Raw genomic sequence first — 12823 nt, forward strand, 5'->3', positions numbered from 1 at the left:
CAGCTTTTTTATTGCCTGGATCACACCGCCGCGAGCAGCTTCTGCACCAACGGGTGCTGCACCTTGCGCGCGGTGCCGATGGCGAAGAAGTGTTCCTGCACGCCTTCGCAGGGCGCGAACCATGTCAGGCCGTGGCCCTGCGAGAGCTGCTCGCGCATGCGTTCGGGCGCGGGGAACACGCCCATGCCCGAGGCGCCGAAGGTGGCCAGCAGGGCGCTGTCTTCGAACTCGCCCACCAGGTGGGGCACCACGCCCTGCTGCTCGAACCAGTGGTCGATGCGCAGGCGCACCGAGGCGTGCGAGCTGGGCAGCAGCACCGGCACCTCGGCCAAGCTGTGCGGGAAGTTGTGGCGGGCCTGGGCCAGCCAGGCCTTGGGCGCGTACCAGCCCAGGGGCGAAGAGCCCATGGCGTGGCTGTAGAGCTTGAGGTTGGGGTTGGCGGGCGCGGGCCGGTCGGACAGCACCACGTCGAGCCGGTGCAGGGCGAGGTCGGCCAGCAGGTCGTCGAAGTCGTCTTCGTGGCACACCAGGCGCAGGCGCGGCTCTTCGAGCGCCGGGGCGAGCAGTTCGCGCACGGCCAGCTTGGCCAGGCCGTCGGAGATGCCGACCACGAGGCGCACGCTGCTCTGGCTGGTGGCGTCGCGCACGGCGGCGGGCAACTGTTCGCCGAGCTGGAAGATCTGCTCGGCCACCTGCAGCGCGGCGTGGCCGGCCTCGGTGAGGGCCAGGCCGCGCCCGGCCGGCTTGAACAGCGCGTGGCCCAGCGACTGCTCCAGCAGCTTGACCTGTGCGCTGATGGTCTGCACCGCCATGCCCAACCGGTCGGCGGCGTGGGACATGCCGCCCTCCTTGGCCGTGACCCAGAAGTAATACAGGTGCTTGTAGTTCAGGTCCTGACTCATGGTTCGTTGTTGACTGAATGATTGTTCGTTATTGTCTGCTTTTTAGGAAGCGAGTGCAGCCCTATCTTCGAGGCTCCCTGTTCACCTCTGGAGAACCCTCATGGAACGCACGACACGCCACCCTTCCCTGCCCGCCCGCCCCTCGCTCGCCCTGGACCGCCCGCAGGTGGCCCGGGTGCTGCGCAACACCTACGCCCTGCTCTCGCTCACGCTGCTGTTCAGCGCGGGCGTGGCCGCGCTGGCGGTGGCCGGCAACTGGCCTGCGCCCGGGCTGGTGATCACGCTGGCGGGCTACTTCGGCCTGCTGTTCGCGGTGCACAAGCTGCAGAACAGCGGCTGGGCGCTGCCCGCCGTGTTCGCGCTCACCGGCTTTATGGGCTACACGCTCGGCCCGCTGCTGACGCACACGCTGGCCCTGCCCGGCGGCGCCGGCACCATCGTGGCCGCGCTCGGCGCCACCGGTGCCACCTTCGTGGCGCTGTCGGCCTATGTGCTGACGACACGGCGTGACTTCAGCTTCATGGGCGGCTTCCTGTTCGCCGGCCTGGTGATTGCGCTGGTACTGGCCGTGGGCGCGTACTTCTTCCAGATGCCGGCGCTGGCGATGGCGGTGTCGGGCCTGGTGGCGCTGCTGTCGGTGGGTCTGATCCTGTTCGAGACCAGCCGCATCGTCAGCGGCGGTGAGACCAACTACGTGCTGGCCACCGTGGGCCTGTTCGTCTCGGCCTTCAACCTGTTCACCAGCCTGCTGAGCCTCATGGGCATCGGCGGGAACGATTGAGCCCGGCAGGACTCCCTTTCAACAGGCACACGCACATATATATAGATAGAGCGCGCCCCATGCAGACCTACCGCACGAACAGCCCGCAGGCCGCGGCCCGCCTGGTGGCGATGGCCCTGGTGGCCGATGGCCAGTACGCCATGAGCGAGCTGCAGGCGCTGGCCCGGCTCGACGCACCGCGCCAACTGGGGCTCAGCGCCGAGGCGTTCCAGGCCGTGATTCAGCGCTTCTGCCAGGACCTGTTGCAGGCCAGCGGCGGCGTCTGGACCGGCGTGGTGGACGACGCAACGCGGGCGCAGCTCATGGCGGAGGTCACCGATCCGGCCCTGCAGGACCAGATCGTGCAGCAGTGCGAGGCGCTGATGCTGGCCGACGGCCATCTGGCCGGTGGTGAGATCGCGCTGATCGACGCGTTCAGCGCCCGTTGGCGCCGGCCGGTGCGGCTGTGATCGCGGTCTGGAACTTGAGCGGTTTTCAGCCGCGTGCGAAGAACAACGCGCTCATCACCAGCCCCACGGCGATCACGCCCACGCGCACCCAGTGCGCCGGCAGCCGCCGCGACCAGCGCGCGCCCACGTAGCCGCCCGCCGTGGCGGCCACCATCATGAGCAGGCCTTCTTTCCAGGCGATGGCGCCGGCCAGCACGAAGGCCGCCACGGACAGCCAGGACAGCACCAGCGAGTTGAGGTTCTTGAGCGCGTTGACGACGTTCAACCGCGACTCGCCGGCCACGGTGTAGAGCGCCATGAGCAGGATGCCCAGGCCGCCGTTGAAATAGCCACCGTAGATGGCCACGCCCAGCAACGCGGGCTCGCGCCAGCGCGCCAGGCCCTGGCCTTCGTGCGAGGCCAAGGCGGCGCGCCGGGCGATGGCGGGGCCGGCCGCGAACAGCACGGTGGCGAACAGCAGCAGCCAGGGCACGATGCCGGCAAACAGCTTGGCCGGCGTGACCAGCAGCAACAGCGCACCAGCCACGCCGCCCGCAGCCGAAATCAGCATCTCACGCCGCAGGCGCCGTGCTGGCAGCGCGCGCAGCTCGGGCCGGAAGCCCAGCGTGCTGCCCAGGTAGCCGGGGCTGACCGCGAGCGCGCTGGTGGCATTGGCCACGATGGGCGGCACGCCGGTGAACACCAGCGCGGGAAACGTGAGGAAACTGCCGCCACCGGCGATGGCGTTGAGCACGCCGGCGGCAAACGCGGCGGCGGCCAGCAGGGGCAAAGCGGTGAGAAAGTCCATGCGCCGATTATTCCGGCCCGCCCACGCTCGATTGCCTTCATGGCGGGCAAAACTGTTCGACGGGTAGCCACGCGACGCGACCGGTGCAAGCGCTTTCTGGAGCGCAATGCCCAAACCCAGAACGCCGCGGAACTGGCTTCGCCAGGCCGCAGGCGTTGCCCCCTTGAGGGGGTCGCGCGCAGCGCGGCGGGGGTGGGGCTACCGTGCGCGGCCCAGCTTGTGCTGCAGGCGGTCGAGCACCTCGCTCACCGCCTGCGACGAACCGCCCGCACCGGCGGCCAGTTCCTGCTCCGCCAGCGACAGGTTGAGCCGCACGAAGGTGCTGTCCAGTGCGTGGCGGGTGGCCAGCAGCTGCTGCGCGATCTTGGCGCAGTCGGCGCCCTCTTCCAGCAGCTTCTGCAGGCCGCGCACCTGGCCCTCGGCCCGGCGCAGCCGGTGCATCAGTTCGGCCTTGCGCTCGCTGGGGAGCGGCTGGGGGCCGGGGGTGGCGGCGGCGTCGCTCATGGTCTCGCGTGTTCGGCCGCTCAGGCCGACGCGGGAATGATGTTGGCCACCGGTTCGGGCGCCAGCAGCGAGCCTTCGCGCAGGCCGCGCACGGTGGCGAAGCTGAGCCAGAGCACGGTCATGGTGGTAGACGCGAGCAGCAGCACGCCGGCGTTCTGCAGCACGCCGTGCCAGACGCTGTCGGGCTGCAGCTCGGCCAGGCGCAGGGTGAGCGTGGTGAAGGCGGCGAACGGGAACGACAGCGCCCAGAACGGCACCGCGAAGGGCTGACCGGCGATGCGGCGCACGACCGGCAGCAGCCACAGCACGAAGAACAGCGCCACGCCCCAGAGCGCCTGCACCGCCGCCACCGGCGCCTGCATCTGGACCAACACCAGGCCGATCACCGCGGGCGGCGCGATGGTGATGAACCAGGCCGGCAGCACACGCTCGGGCAGCGGGCTGTGGGCGAGGCGCCGGACCAGCACCAGGGTCAGCACCACCGGCCAGAAGAACACGCCGATGCCCATCTGCGCGGCCGACCAGCCGTCAATGCCCAGCGGCAGACCCGCCAGCGGCGCGACGACATTGCCCACCACCGGGATCAGCAGTACCGGCGTGACCGACGGCCACAGCCCCGTGTTGCCCGGGCCCTGGCCGGGCTGGGCTGCGGCGGCCGGCGAGATCCAGCGGCTCAGCACCCACAGCGTGGCCCAGAGCTGGGTGAGGCTGCCCGCCCACCAGAGCACGCGCCAGAGCGGGGCCAGGCCGCCCTCGGCGCCCCCCAGCGCCACGCCCACGGTGGCCAGCAGCAGCAGCGACACCGGGAACGCGGCCACGAAGGCGTGGCGCACCGGGTGCTTGAGGTCTTCGGCGAGCGCAGCGGGGTAGCGCGAGATGCGCAGCAGCGAAGCCACCAGCAACACCAGGAACACCAGCAGCGCGAGCGCGCCGATCACCAGCGCGACGCCGCTGGCCATGTCGCCCAGCACGCCGTGCGCGCGGTGCCAGGCCAGCGCCAGGCCGCACAGGCCCATGACCAGTGCGAACCAGCCGGGCATGAGGAATTTCAAGGGGGTGGGGCTGGACATGGCGCTGACTTTCAGGGGTTCAGTGGGTGGTCAATTGCATTTGCCGCCGGAGCATGAGCCGTTGCCCTCGGGCACACCCAGCTTCTTGAACAGGATACCGGGCGGGCAGAAGCCGGTGATGCCGGACTGGAACAGGTTGAAACCGGCGAAGGCGGTCAGCGCGAGGAACCACTCGCTGACAAAAATCGGGCTGCCAGCGTAGCCCAGGGCCAGCGACAACATGACAAAAAAACCGGCCATGACGCGGATGTAACGTTCAACAGTCATTTCAAACTCCTAAAAAGACACAAGGGGGGAACCAAAAATCAGGCCGCGGGTGCTTCGTACTTTTTCCGGTACACCGCGTAGTACAGGACGGGGATCACGACCAGGGTCAGCATCGTCGACACCGCGATGCCGAAGATCAGCGACACGGCCAGGCCGTTGAAGATCGGGTCGTCGAGGATGAAGAAGGCGCCCATCATGGCGGCCAGGCCGGTCAGCGCGATGGGCTGCGCGCGCACCGCGGCGGACTGCACCACGGCCTCGGCAAAGGGCACGCCGCGCTGGGTTTCCAGCTCGATGAAGTCCACCAGCAGGATGGAGTTGCGCACGATGATGCCGGCCAGCGCGATCATGCCGATCATGCTGGTGGCGGTGTACTGCGCGTTCAGCAGCGCGTGGCCCGGCATCACGCCGATGATGGTCAGCGGGATCGGCGCCATGATGATCAGCGGCGTGAGGTAGCTCTTGAACTGCGCCACCACCAGCAGGTAGATCAGGATCAGGCCCACGCCGTAGGCGGCGCCCATGTCGCGGAAAGTCTCGTAGGTGATCTGCCACTCGCCGTCCCATTTCACCGCGTACTGGCGGTACGGGTCCTTGGGCTGGCTGATCCAGTACTCGCCCATCTCGCCGGTGTTGGGCAGCGCGGCTTTGTCCATGGACGAGCGGATGCCGAACAGGCCGTAGAGCGGCGAGTCCAGCGAGCCGGCCATGTCGCCGAACACGTAGGTCACGGGCAGCATGTCCTTGGTGTAGCGCGGCTGGTCGATCACGCCGCGTTCCACCGTGACCAGTTCGGACAGCGGCACCATGGCGCCGTTGGCCGCCTTCAGGGGCAGGGCGAGCAACGCATCCAGGCCGATCTGCTGGTCCAGCGGCAGCTGCAGCCGCACCGGCACGGCGAACTTGGCGTGGCCGTCGTGCAGGTAGGCGGCGTCCGAACCGGACAGCGCGGCGTAGACGGTCTGCGCGATCACCTGCACCGGAATACCGAGCGATTCGGCACGCTGGCGCTGGATGCGCAGGAAGGCGCGCGGTGCGTGTTCCTTGAGCGAGGTGTCCACGCCCACGATGTCGGGCGTGTTTTTGTAGGCCTGGGCCACGCGCTGCGCGAGTTCGGCGCGGCCGGCCTGGTCGGGGCCATAGACCTCGGCCACGATGGGCGACATCACCGGCGGGCCGGGCGGCACTTCCACCACTTTCACGCGGGCGCCGTGGGCGGCCGCGATCTGCTCCAGCGCGGGCCGGTGGCGCTGCGCGATGGCGTGGCTCTGCTCGCTGCGGGCGTGCGCGTCGATCAGGTTGACCTGCAGGTCGCCGCCTTCGGCTTCGGCGCGCAGGTAGTACTGGCGCACCAGGCCGTTGAAGGTGATGGGGCTGGCGGTGCCGGCGTAGCCCTGCACGTTGGCGACTTCGGGCTGTGCGGCGAGGTAGGCCGTCATGTCCTGCAGCGCGGCGGTGGTGCCTTCAAGCGGCGTGCCGGCGGGCATGTCGACCACCACCTGGTACTCGCTCTTGTTGTCGAAGGGCAGCATCTTCAGCACCACGCCCACGAAGGAGTTGGGCACCAGCGCCAGGCTCACCGAGAGCAGCAGCGCGCCAGCGATGCCGGCCGCCAGCAGCCAGCGCTTTTTCGGGCTCTGCAGCAGCGGCGTGAGGATGCGCGTGAACGTGCTTTGCAGCGTGCGCGTGATCTTGCCCGGGCCGTGGGCGGCGTGGCCCTCACCGGTCTTGGTGAGCTTGAGCGCGAGCCAGGGCGTGACGGTGAAGGCGATGGCCAGCGAGATCGCCATGCCCATGCTGGCGTTGATCGGGATGGGGCTCATGTACGGGCCCATCAGGCCGGTCACGAAGGCCATGGGCAGCAGGGCCGCGATGACGGTGAAGGTGGCGAGGATGGTGGGACCGCCCACTTCGTCGACCGCGCGCGGGATGATCACCGTGAGCGGCACGTCGGGCGTGAGCATGCGGTGGCGGTGGATGTTTTCCACCACCACGATGGCGTCGTCCACCAGGATGCCGATGGAGAAGATCAGCGCGAACAGCGAGACGCGGTTGAGCGTGAAGCCCCAGGCCCAGCTGGCGAACAGCGTGGCCGTGAGCGTGAGGATCACGGCCGCGCCGACGATCACCGCCTCGCGCCGGCCCAGCGCCAGCCCCACCAGGATGATCACGCTGCCGGTGGCAAAGATCAGCTTCTGGATCAACTTGTTGGCCTTGGCTGCGGCGGTCTCGCCGTAGTCGCGCGTGATGGCGACTTCCACGTCGTCCGGGATCACGGTGTTCTTCAGGTTGTCCAGCCGCTCGCGCACGCCAGCGGCCACGTCCACCGCGTTTTCACCGGGCTTCTTGGTGACGGTGATGGTGACGGCCGGGTGGTTCTGGCCTTGTTGTCCGGCGTGGGCCGCGTCGGCGGCGCCGGGCGTGAACCACACGTAGCGCTGCGGCAGCTGGGCGCCGGCTTCCACGCGCGCCACTTCGCGCAGATAGATGGGTCGCCCGTTGGAGACACCGACCACGATGTCGCCCACGTCTTTCGCGTTCTGCAGGAATTCGCCGGTTTCCACCGACAGCATGCCGGGCTCGCCCGCCGCAGGGCTGGGGTTGACCACCGAACCCGAGGGCATGGCCTGATTGGCCGAGGCAATCGCGCCCTGCAGCGCCTGCACGCTCACGCCGCGCTCACGCAGCTTGGCGGGCTCCAGCCACACATGCACCGCGCGGCCCGGGCCGCCGATGGTGACCACCTCGCGTGTGCCGGGCACGCGCTTGAGCTCGGTCTCGACCGCGTGCGCCACCCGCTCCAGGTCCATCGCGCTCTGAGCGTCTTTGGTCCACAGCGTGGCGGCGAGCACCGGCACGTCGTCGATGCCCTTGGGCTTGACGATGGGCGTGAGCACACCCAGGCCCTGGGGCAGCCAGTCCTGGTTCGCGTTGAGCACGTCGTACAGGCGCACCAGCGCCTCGGTGCGGGGCACACCCACCTTGAACTGCACCGTGAGCACCGCGACGCCGGGGCGCGCCACCGAGTAGCTGTGTTCGATGCCCTGGATCTGCGAGAGCACGTGTTCGGCCGGCGCCGCGACCATCTTCTCCACGTCGGCGCTCGACGCGCCGGGGAAAGGAATGATCACGTTGGCCATGGTCACGTTGATCTGCGGCTCTTCCTCGCGCGGCGTGACCAGCACGGCGAACAGGCCCAGCAGCAGCGCGACCAGCGCCAGCAGTGGCGTGATGGCGTTGGACTGGAAGGCCCGCGCCACCGAGCCGGAGAAGCCGAGCTTCTCGACAGTAGAGAGTTCTTGAGAGGAGTTCATGTCAAAGGTCCAGAACGCAACGATGGCCCGTGCGCCATCCGGCACGCGCCGCGCAACCGGCTTCGCCGGGGCGCTGGCGCGGTCCCCCCTTCGGGGGGGGAAGACGCGAAGCGGCGCAGGGGGGTCATTCCGGCCTCGCGGCAGGCTGAGCGCCTGAAAGTCCGGCGCGCACCGGATCCAGCGCCACGCGGTCGCCGGCCTTGAGTCCCGCGAGCACCTCCACCCCGTCGCCGTGCGAAGCCCCCGTGCGCACCGCGCGCAGCGCAAAACCAGCGGGCTGGCCTTCGCCGCGGGTGGCGACCACGTAGACCCCGGTGAGTTCACCGCGGCGCAGCAGCGCCGACTCGGGCACCAGCAGGCGCTGGCTGCCCGGCTGGCCCTGGCCACCCACGAAGCGCACCCGCACCTGGCGGCCGGGCGCCTGGTTCGCGCCGTCGGCCGCGCTCAGGTCGAGCCGCCATTCCACGGTCTGCGACACCGGGTCGGCGGCCGGCAGGCTGGTCTTGGCGGCGGGCAGCACCCACTGCCCACTGCCGGGCAGCTGCACCTCGATGCGTTGCGACTGCAGGGCCAGCGCCTGCTGCGAGGCGGGCACGTGCACCACGGCGCGGATCGGCTGCGGCGCGTAGACCGTGAGCACCGGGGTTCCGGGCATCGCCAGCGCACCGGCCTCGGCGTGCGTCTGCAGCACCCAGCCGTCGTAGGGCGCGGTCAGGCGCGTGAAGCCCTGGGCCACGCTGGCCTGGGTCTGGCCGGCGCGGGCGGCTGCGGCGGCGGCCTGGGCCGCCTTGTACTGGGCCTGCGCCGTGTCCAGCGCGGCCTGGGCCAGGAAGCCCTGGGCGCGCAGATCGCGCGAACGCTCGTAGGCCGCCTTGGCGTTGGCCAGGTTCGCATCGGCCTGGGCGAAACCCGCCAGCGCCTGGGCCACACCGGCCTGGGTGGCGCGGTCGTCGATCACGGCCAGCACCTGGCCGGCCTTCACCGGGTCGCCGGCTTTCACCGACAGCGTGGCGATGCGGCCCGAGGCCTGGGCCGAGAGCACGCTCTGGCGCACCGCCTGCAGGTGGCCGTCGAGCAGCAGGCCGGCGTCCACCGCCTGGGCGCCCACCACCACGACCGGCACCTGCGGGCCGGCAAGGGCCGGGGCCTCGCCCGCCGCACGCACACCCGCCGCGCTCAGCAGGGCAGCACCCGCCACCAGGCTGAGCGAGAGCGCGCCCCAGACGATGCGGCGCTGCGCAGGCCGCCAGCGCGCCAGGGTCGGCGCGACGGCGTTGAGGGGCGGAAACAGGGGGCGCGTGGAACGGGCAGGCATGGTTTTCTCCTATACGGCCCGCAGTATACACACATACCCCCAGGGGTACAAGCGAAGGCCCATGGAACGAGAGTACGCCTCGCGCCGCCGGTTCGCGTTGATTTTTCTGGTTTTTGGTTTTTTTTGGCTGACGCCCGCCCTCACCCCAGCCCGCTCCCAGGGGGAGAGGGGGTGATGACCAGCGGTTCAGAAGGGAGAGACAGCGGAGGCGGAGTCGCGCGACCCCGCATCACCTCAGCTGGAGGTCAATTCAGAGGGCAAAGGGCACCCGGGCCGCCACCGCGCACAGCAGCTCGTACGAGATCGTGCCCGCCGCGGCGGCCACCTCGTCCACCGGCAGCGCCGCGCCCGTGGCCGAGACGCCCCACAGCACCACCTCGGCCCCGATGCCGCACGGCACACCGGCCACGTCCAGCGGCGACAGGTCCACCGCGAGCATGTCCATGCTGACGCGGCCCAGCACCCGGGTGCGCACCCCCGCCACCAGCACCGGCGTGCCGGTGGGCGCGTGGCGCGGGTAGCCGTCGGCGTAACCGCAGGCCACCACACCCACCCGCATAGGGGCTTCGGCGGCGAAGGCCGAGCCGTAGCCCACGGTGTCGCCCGGCTGCAGCAGCTGCGTGCCGATGATCCGGCTCGACAGCGTCATGGTCGGCAACAGGTTCCAGCCGGCGGCGGTGTGCTCGGGGTGGTCGGGCGCGCCGCCGTAGAGCGCGATGCCTTCGCGCACCCAGTCGGCCGCCAGCGTGGTCACGCCGTCGCCGCGCAGGGGCGAGCGGGCGTGGCGCAGGATCGCCGCGCTGTTGCACAGCGTGCGCTCACCCGGCAGGTCGGCGGTGGCGGCCTCGAACGCGGCCACCTGGTGCGCGATGCCGCGCGGGCCGTCGGCGTCGCTGAAGTGGGTCATGAGCGAGATTTCTTCCACCTGGGGCAGCGCGTTGAGCCGGGCCCAGGCGGCGCGGAAGGCGCCGGGCGCAAAGCCCAGGCGGTTCATGCCGCTGTTGAGTTTGAGGAAGACGCGGTGCGGCACCTGCGTCTTGTGCGCCGCCAGCCAGTCGATCTGCTCGTTGCAATGCACCGCGTGCCACAGGTGCAGGCGCGAGCACAGCTCCAGGTCGCGCGGCTCGAACACGCCTTCGAGCAGCAGGATGGGGCCGCGCCAGTCCAGCGCGCGCAGGCGCTCGGCCTCGGCCAGGTCCAGCAGGGCAAAACCGTCGGCGCTGCGCAGGGCCTCGAACACGCGCTCGATGCCGTGGCCATAGGCGTTGGCCTTGACCACCGCCCAGACACGGGCGTCTGGCGCGCGCTCGCGGGCCTGGTTCAGGTTGTGGCGCAGGGCCTCGGGGTGGACGGTGGCGAGGATGGGACGGGGCATGGTGCGGAGAACGGATGAGGACAGCGACGACTGTCGCACAAACCGGCCCGCCAGCCAGCGACACGCACCGCGATTCATGCGCCTGCAGCGCAGCTACTACAAGCAGCCAACCCAGGTCATCACCGCAAGACACGCGCCCGAAGCGCGTGCCTTTCCCAGCACACACCGAGGAACCGGCTCTGCCGGGCCAAGGGTGTGGTCCCCTTGGGGGAAGCCGCACAGCGGCGCAGGGGGGGGACCCTATACCGCCTCCAGGCTCACGTACACCAGGGTCTGGTTGAGCAGCTGGTAGGCGATCTCGCCGAAGGTCATGGGCCCGGTGAGCGGGCCGGTGCGCTGCCCCTCCAGGTTCGCGTGCAGGTAGTTGAGGATGCAGTTGCAACTCCAGCCGGCGGCGCGTGCGTCGGCCGGCAGGCCCTGGCCGAAGGCCCGGGCGGCGTCGGGCACGGGCTGGGCCAGCCGGTACTCCACGTCGTCGAACACTGGCGCGTAGAAGTCCACCTGCCCATGGGCCGCGTCCACGCCCTTGAAGGACACGTTGACCAGGGCGCCCGAGTAGTCGGCCACCAGGGGCAGGCGGGTGTCGATGGCGCGCTCGCCCAGGTACTGGGCAAAGTCGCACAACTGGCCGTTGACGTAGGCCTCGCGCGCCGAAAAGCCGGTGGAGGGGAAGCGGATCGTGTCGCCCGGCCCGGGCTGGAACAGGTTGACGATGTCGATGCGCGGGTACACGTTCCCGGGCAGCGGCAGGTGCAGGGCCAGCGCCTGGTCGCTGCGGAATTCCAGCGTCTGGCCATTCGCCACCACAGGCGCGGCGCTGCCCAGATCGTCGAGGTGCACGCCGGCGATCCAGCCCACCAGGGGCTTGAGGTACATGTCTTCGTAGCCCGGCGCCTGGCGCGCGTACAGCGAATGCACGCCGGAGAACGCCGGAATGATCAGCACGCTCAGACCGTGCGCGGGCGCGTCCAGTGCGACCCGATCCAGGTTGTCTTCGCCGTACCAGCGCAGCGTGGGCGCGGCGTCCAGCACCGGCAGCTCGCTCACGAACAGCTTCTGGCGCGAGCTCTCGCCGCCGTCCTGCCCCATGAAATAGGGAATGCTGCCGGCGATCCAGTTGCCGCGCGGCAGCTGGCGCAGCAGGGCCTCGTCGGCGGCCAGGCACAGGAAGGCGCCGCTGCGGATCGCCTGCGTGGCCTGCTCCAGGCTCATCAACACGCCGCTGCCGGCCGGCACGGTGCTGGAAGATGGGGGGGTGATCATGGGGCTCCTCAGCCTTGGCGCAGTTGCGCGAGTTCGTGGGTGAGCACGCGTTCGTTCTTCACGAAATAGCGGTGCAGTTCGCGCAGCTTGAGCAGGCGGACTTCTTCGTCGTTGATGAGTTCGAGCTGGGAGCGCACGCGGGTGAGCATGAGCTTGAGGCTGAGCACCCGGATGTCCAGCCCCATCTCGGCGTTGAGCAGACGCATCCAGACCGGGTCGGTCAGGTCGGGCACGTTCGGGTGCCCGGGCTCGTCGGCCCAGGGCGCGCGGGGTGCCGCCGCCGGCGACGCGGCCACCGGTGCCTCGGCGACCCCGCTGGGCCGGCCGCTGTCGATGGCGTAGCGGTAGCGCCAGACGTCCTGCAGGCTCAGGTCCATCAGCGTGCACACCGACTGCAGCGACACGCCCTGGTTGAACATGGCGAACACGCGCTGCGACAGCGCGCGCGTGAAGGGCATGCCCGGCTCGCCCAGCCACTCCAGGCCGGGGTGGTGCTGCCCCGGCGGCAGCGCGACGTGCAGATGGCACTGGATCGGCCCGATGGACAGGTGGCGCCAGGATCCGGTCAGCGTGGAGGCCGCCGGCTTGCGCTCGCGCCCGAACCAGCCGCGCTCCACCTCGGGCGCCACCCAGACGTCGCAGCGCCGCTTGCGCGGGTCGAACTGGTATTCGCGCACCTCCCAGGGGCGCTCGATCAACAGCAGTTGCCGCAGCAGCGCCTTGTCGATACTGATCATGGGGTTTGTCTCCTCGGTTGTTTGAGTTGGGGTGAGGCCATCCGGGTGTGACACAAACA

Annotated in this window: 12 protein-coding genes; 2 read left to right on the forward strand and 10 right to left on the reverse strand. The window is 70.1% G+C overall.

Annotated features, from left to right (window positions below; translation table 11 throughout):
• Positions 1 to 20: 20 nt before the first annotated feature.
• Positions 21 to 902, reverse strand: coding sequence for a LysR substrate-binding domain-containing protein (locus tag HTA01S_RS09625; RefSeq protein WP_068170017.1), 882 nt, complete (start codon positions 900 to 902; stop codon positions 21 to 23).
• 100 nt (positions 903 to 1002) lie between these two features.
• Here HTA01S_RS09625 and HTA01S_RS09630 point away from each other — a divergent pair, with 100 nt between their 5' ends.
• Both HTA01S_RS09630 and HTA01S_RS09635 read left to right on the forward strand, forming a co-directional pair.
• Positions 1003 to 1683: a Bax inhibitor-1/YccA family protein gene (locus HTA01S_RS09630; protein ID WP_084235991.1), complete on the forward strand. Its 681-nt coding sequence runs from the start codon at positions 1003 to 1005 to the stop codon at positions 1681 to 1683.
• 59 nt (positions 1684 to 1742) lie between these two features.
• On the forward strand, positions 1743 to 2132 hold the full coding sequence (locus tag HTA01S_RS09635; RefSeq protein WP_068170018.1) for a TerB family tellurite resistance protein: 390 nt from the start codon (positions 1743 to 1745) through the stop codon (positions 2130 to 2132).
• A gap of 25 nt (positions 2133 to 2157) precedes the next feature.
• Here HTA01S_RS09635 and HTA01S_RS09640 read toward each other — a convergent pair whose 3' ends face one another.
• From HTA01S_RS09640 to HTA01S_RS25205, 9 genes are all read right to left on the reverse strand, one after another.
• The gene (locus HTA01S_RS09640) at positions 2158 to 2919 is read right to left on the reverse strand and encodes a sulfite exporter TauE/SafE family protein (protein WP_068170021.1); all 762 of its coding nucleotides are present in this window, start codon (positions 2917 to 2919) and stop codon (positions 2158 to 2160) included.
• 198 nt (positions 2920 to 3117) lie between these two features.
• On the reverse strand, positions 3118 to 3423 hold the full coding sequence (locus tag HTA01S_RS09645) for a metal-sensing transcriptional repressor (protein ID WP_068170024.1): 306 nt from the start codon (positions 3421 to 3423) through the stop codon (positions 3118 to 3120).
• 20 nt (positions 3424 to 3443) lie between these two features.
• The gene (locus HTA01S_RS09650) at positions 3444 to 4493 is read right to left on the reverse strand and encodes an SLAC1 anion channel family protein (protein ID WP_068170026.1); all 1050 of its coding nucleotides are present in this window, start codon (positions 4491 to 4493) and stop codon (positions 3444 to 3446) included.
• Positions 4494 to 4523: 30 nt separating this feature from the next.
• Positions 4524 to 4760 carry a YgaP family membrane protein gene (locus tag HTA01S_RS09655; protein ID WP_068170029.1) on the reverse strand — a complete coding sequence of 79 codons (237 nt, stop codon included), beginning with the start codon at positions 4758 to 4760 and terminating at the stop codon, positions 4524 to 4526.
• Positions 4761 to 4798: 38 nt separating this feature from the next.
• On the reverse strand, positions 4799 to 8074 hold the full coding sequence (locus tag HTA01S_RS09660) for an efflux RND transporter permease subunit (RefSeq protein WP_068170032.1): 3276 nt from the start codon (positions 8072 to 8074) through the stop codon (positions 4799 to 4801).
• Between the two features lie 124 nt (positions 8075 to 8198).
• Positions 8199 to 9389, reverse strand: coding sequence for an efflux RND transporter periplasmic adaptor subunit (locus tag HTA01S_RS09665; RefSeq protein WP_084235992.1), 1191 nt, complete (start codon positions 9387 to 9389; stop codon positions 8199 to 8201).
• Between the two features lie 250 nt (positions 9390 to 9639).
• Positions 9640 to 10764, reverse strand: a complete 1125-nt coding sequence (gene alr / locus HTA01S_RS09670; protein WP_068170035.1) for an alanine racemase — start codon at positions 10762 to 10764, stop codon at positions 9640 to 9642.
• 240 nt (positions 10765 to 11004) lie between these two features.
• A complete protein-coding gene (locus tag HTA01S_RS09675; protein WP_068170037.1) occupies positions 11005 to 12027 on the reverse strand; it encodes a DUF6976 family protein in 1023 nt (340 codons plus the stop codon).
• Positions 12028 to 12035: 8 nt separating this feature from the next.
• The gene (locus tag HTA01S_RS25205) at positions 12036 to 12764 is read right to left on the reverse strand and encodes a hypothetical protein (protein ID WP_068170043.1); all 729 of its coding nucleotides are present in this window, start codon (positions 12762 to 12764) and stop codon (positions 12036 to 12038) included.
• Positions 12765 to 12823: the final 59 nt, after the last annotated feature.

It is taken from the genome of Hydrogenophaga taeniospiralis CCUG 15921 (assembly GCF_001592305.1).
Classification (GTDB): Bacteria; Pseudomonadota; Gammaproteobacteria; order Burkholderiales; family Burkholderiaceae_C; genus Hydrogenophaga; species Hydrogenophaga taeniospiralis.

Excerpts from the sequence above, each read along its gene's own strand:
- HTA01S_RS09625 (WP_068170017.1), bottom strand. The coding sequence starts at position 902 with ATGAGTCAGGACCTGAACTACAAGCACCTGTATTACTTCTGGGTCACG.
- HTA01S_RS09630 (WP_084235991.1), top strand. The coding sequence starts at position 1,003 with ATGGAACGCACGACACGCCACCCTTCCCTGCCCGCCCGCCCCTCGCTC.
- HTA01S_RS09635 (WP_068170018.1), top strand. The coding sequence starts at position 1,743 with ATGCAGACCTACCGCACGAACAGCCCGCAGGCCGCGGCCCGCCTGGTG.
- HTA01S_RS09640 (WP_068170021.1), bottom strand. The coding sequence starts at position 2,919 with ATGGACTTTCTCACCGCTTTGCCCCTGCTGGCCGCCGCCGCGTTTGCC.
- HTA01S_RS09645 (WP_068170024.1), bottom strand. The coding sequence starts at position 3,423 with ATGAGCGACGCCGCCGCCACCCCCGGCCCCCAGCCGCTCCCCAGCGAG.
- HTA01S_RS09650 (WP_068170026.1), bottom strand. The coding sequence starts at position 4,493 with ATGTCCAGCCCCACCCCCTTGAAATTCCTCATGCCCGGCTGGTTCGCA.
- HTA01S_RS09655 (WP_068170029.1), bottom strand. The coding sequence starts at position 4,760 with ATGACTGTTGAACGTTACATCCGCGTCATGGCCGGTTTTTTTGTCATG.
- HTA01S_RS09660 (WP_068170032.1), bottom strand. The coding sequence starts at position 8,074 with ATGAACTCCTCTCAAGAACTCTCTACTGTCGAGAAGCTCGGCTTCTCC.
- HTA01S_RS09665 (WP_084235992.1), bottom strand. The coding sequence starts at position 9,389 with ATGCCTGCCCGTTCCACGCGCCCCCTGTTTCCGCCCCTCAACGCCGTC.
- alr (WP_068170035.1), bottom strand. The coding sequence starts at position 10,764 with ATGCCCCGTCCCATCCTCGCCACCGTCCACCCCGAGGCCCTGCGCCAC.
- HTA01S_RS09675 (WP_068170037.1), bottom strand. The coding sequence starts at position 12,027 with ATGATCACCCCCCCATCTTCCAGCACCGTGCCGGCCGGCAGCGGCGTG.
- HTA01S_RS25205 (WP_068170043.1), bottom strand. The coding sequence starts at position 12,764 with ATGATCAGTATCGACAAGGCGCTGCTGCGGCAACTGCTGTTGATCGAG.